This window comes from Telluria sp. ZB4P37, assembly GCF_059685855.1.
Genome location: NZ_JCASID010000035.1, coordinates 1 through 2,518 on the forward strand (window position 1 = coordinate 1; position 2,518 = coordinate 2,518).

Annotated in this window: 1 protein-coding gene; it reads left to right on the top strand. The window is 51.1% G+C overall.

All coding sequences use genetic code 11. From position 1 onward, the window contains the following. Positions 1 to 415: 415 nt before the first annotated feature. Positions 416 to 2,464, top strand: coding sequence for a reverse transcriptase domain-containing protein (locus AC56K1_RS22925; protein ID WP_497160079.1), 2,049 nt, complete (start codon positions 416 to 418; stop codon positions 2,462 to 2,464). Positions 2,465 to 2,518: the final 54 nt, after the last annotated feature.

The window sequence follows — 2,518 nt, forward strand, 5'->3', positions numbered from 1 at the left end:
ATGTGAAGGCCTGGACCCCGATATATCAACGCAGTTGGCCAGCCAGGACATCTCGTACTATGGTAAAATGGTGGAAACTGCCTTGCGCGTCGAGGCCGCGTTGAATAATGCGACTCAGGCCAGGGAACTGAAAAGAAAGAACCCTTCTGTGCCTAACGCCCGACCTCCTGCGAAAAGGCCGCAGACGTTCCAGAACCAAAGGAAGCAATCGAGACAGCTAACGGAAGCCGATCGTTGTGCTACGTGCCACAATTTCCACCCGGGAGAGTGCCAATGGTTGACTGGTGCGTGCTTTCACTGTGGCCAACAGGGCCATAAGAAGGCGGAGTGCCCACAGCTACAAAGGATGATGCCGCCGTCCCAACCAAGACCGCTTGCGATTGCTGTTGCTCCCCAGCCCAATCGTAATGCGGCCATGCCGAACCACACCCATCATCCGAATGCTCAGCAGAGACCGAATCAGAATGTTGCGCAAGGAAGACCAAGGCCGCCACAGAACAGACCGCAGATTCCGGGCAAGGCTTTTTCACTAAACAGGGCGCAGGCAGATGCGGCTACAGAAGTAATCGCCGGTACGGTAAATGTTAACACTATCCCTGCGTTTACTCTATTCGATTCTGGTGCATCACATTCATTCATATCTAAAGAACTAGTCACCAAGAATAAGTGGGCTACTGAGCTACTGGACTCTGATCTGATCGTTAGTACCCCCACTGGCGATCGGGTCGTGACCGGGACAGTGTGTAGGCCAACCTTGGCAATTAATGGACGCGATCTATCGGCCACCCTAGTGCTAATGGATCTGCAAGACTTCGATGTGATCCTTGGGATGGACTGGCTTCACAGGCACAATGCCCAGATCGACTGCAGGCAGAAGAGAGTGAAATTCTCGCCGCCGGGTGAAGGCAGATTCCACTTCGAGGGCCGTCGGAAACTAGCCGAGACTAAGCTGCTGTCAGTGATGCAAGTCAGAAGACTATTAAGGAATGGTTGCACAGCCTTTCTAGCCGCAGTAGTGGACAGCAGTGCAAAGGACAGTCAGATAGAACGGGTCCCAGTAGTGGCAGATTTCACCGATGTGTTCCCAGAAGATCTACCCGGTCTACCCCCAGACAGAGAGATAGAGTTCACCATAGATCTAGCCGCAGGAGCAGAATCTATCTCAAAAGCCCCTTACCGAATGGCCCCATCAGAGCTAAGGGAACTCAAGGGTCAACTGCAAGAGCTATTGGATAAGGGCTTCATCCGACCTAGTGTTTCCCCATGGGGTGCTCCCGTGCTGTTCGTCAGGAAGAAGGATGGGAGTATGCGGATGTGTATAGTTTATCGAGAACTGAATCGGCTCACTGTGAAGAATAAGTATCCACTGCCCCGCATCGACGATCTATTCGATCAGCTCCAAGGTGCCGAAGTGTTCTCTAAAATCGATCTCAGATCGGGCTACCATCAATTGAAGATCAAACCGGATGACGTCTCGAAAACGGCTTTTCGTACGCGGTATGGCCATTACGAATTCCTCGTGATGCCATTTGGACTCTCGAACGCCCCTGCTGCGTTCATGGACCTAATGAACCGAGTCTTTAAGCCCTATCTGGATCAGTTCGTAATAGTCTTCATTGATGATATTCTGATCTACTCGCGCAGCGAGCAGGACCACACAGAACACCTTCGAATCATGCTGAACACACTAAGGGAAAATAAGCTCTATGCTAAGTTCACGAAGTGCGAGTTCTGGCTGAGGCAAGTGTCGTTTCTAGGCCATGTGATTTCCAAAGAAGGCATATCGGTTGACGCACACAAGGTCGAGGCAGTGTCTAGTTGGAGGCAGCCAACTACGGCGACAGAGGTGCGCAGTTTTCTTGGCCTAGCAGGATACTATCGTCGCTTTGTGAAGGGCTTTGCCAAATTGGCTTCACCACTCACCAAGCTCACGCACAAGGGTGCCAAATTCGAGTGGGACGACCAATGCGAGCGGAGTTTCCAAGAACTTAAGCGGAGACTAGTTTCTGCACCTATACTTGCCATTCCATCTGGGACGGGAGGATTCCGAATCTATAGTGATGCTTCCAAGTCGGGATTGGGGTGTGTGCTGATGCAGAATGATAAGGTGATTGCTTACGCGTCACGCCAACTCAAGCCGCACGAGCAGAACTATCCGACTCACGATATGGAGCTGGCAGCTGTAGTTTTTGCCTTGAAAATCTGGCGGCACTATCTGTACGGTGAGCCGTGTGAAGTCTATACGGACCATTGCAGCCTTCAATACCTTTTCACTCAGAAAGAGTTGAATATGCGTCAGCGCAGATGGCTAGAATTGCTGAAGGATTATGACCTAACGATTCACTACCATGCGGGCAGAGCAAATATTGTGGCCGATGCACTTAGTCGCAAGGGAGCAGATGGATGTCTAAACGCAGTAGCAGTGCAGAGTGAGGTACATATGGAGCCCACTCTGTTAAGCTGAATCAAGTCAGCTCAGATCGAAGACCCAGAACTGGCATAGTTTAGAACCAAAGCT